The sequence below is a fragment of the Roseovarius halotolerans genome, from assembly GCF_900172255.1.
Classification (GTDB): Bacteria; Pseudomonadota; Alphaproteobacteria; order Rhodobacterales; family Rhodobacteraceae; genus Roseovarius; species Roseovarius halotolerans.
Genome location: NZ_FWFU01000013.1, coordinates 1 through 1,180, shown reverse-complemented (window position 1 = coordinate 1,180; position 1,180 = coordinate 1). Strand labels below are relative to the sequence as shown.

General features: G+C 63.8%; 1 protein-coding gene. It reads left to right on the top strand.

Features of this window, described 5'->3' with window-relative positions; all coding sequences use genetic code 11:
* Window position 1: 1 nt before the first annotated feature.
* A complete protein-coding gene (gene tuf / locus ROH8110_RS18360) occupies window positions 2-1,177 on the top strand; it encodes an elongation factor Tu (protein ID WP_085819244.1) in 1,176 nt (391 codons plus the stop codon).
* Window positions 1,178-1,180 lie beyond the last annotated feature (3 nt).

The window sequence follows — 1,180 nt, the reverse complement described above, 5'->3', positions numbered from 1 at the left end:
CATGGCAAAGGAAAAGTTTGACCGTTCGAAACCGCATGTGAACATTGGCACGATTGGCCATGTTGACCACGGCAAGACGACGCTGACGGCGGCGATCACGAAGTATTTTGGTGATTTCCGTGCGTATGACCAGATCGACGGCGCGCCCGAAGAGAAGGCCCGCGGGATCACGATCTCGACGGCGCATGTGGAATACGAGACGGAGAACCGTCACTATGCCCACGTCGATTGCCCCGGCCACGCGGACTACGTGAAGAACATGATCACGGGTGCAGCGCAGATGGACGGCGCGATCCTGGTGGTGAACGCGGCCGACGGCCCGATGCCGCAGACGCGCGAGCACATTCTGCTGGCGCGCCAGGTTGGCGTTCCGGCGCTGGTGGTGTTCATGAACAAGGTCGACCAGGTTGACGACGAAGAGCTTCTGGAGCTGGTCGAGATGGAGATCCGCGAGCTTCTGAGCTCGTATGACTTCCCGGGCGACGACATTCCGATCGTGGCCGGCTCGGCGCTGGCGGCGATGGAAGGGCGTGACCCCGAGATCGGCGAGAACAAGATCCGCGAGCTGATGGCGGCGGTTGACGATTACATTCCGACCCCGGCGCGTGCGGTTGACCAGCCGTTCCTGATGCCGATCGAGGACGTGTTCTCGATCTCGGGCCGCGGCACGGTTGTGACCGGCCGTGTGGAGCGTGGCGTGATCAACGTGGGCGACGAGATCGAGATCGTCGGCATCAAGGACACGCAGAAGACGACCTGCACGGGCGTCGAGATGTTCCGCAAGCTGCTGGATCGCGGCGAGGCGGGCGACAACATCGGTGCGCTGCTGCGCGGGATCGACCGCGAGCAGGTCGAGCGCGGTCAGGTTCTGTGCAAGCCGGGTTCGGTGACGCCGCACACGAAGTTCGAGGCCGAAGCCTATATCCTGACGAAGGAAGAGGGTGGCCGTCACACGCCGTTCTTCGCCAACTACCGCCCGCAGTTCTACTTCCGCACGACGGACGTGACCGGGACGGTGACGCTGGCCAGCGGCACCGAGATGGTGATGCCGGGCGACAACGTGTCCTTCGAGGTCGAGCTGATCGCGCCGATCGCCATGGAAGACGGCCTGCGCTTCGCCATCCGCGAAGGCGGCCGCACCGTCGGCGCCGGCGTCGTCTCCAAGATCATCGAGTGATCG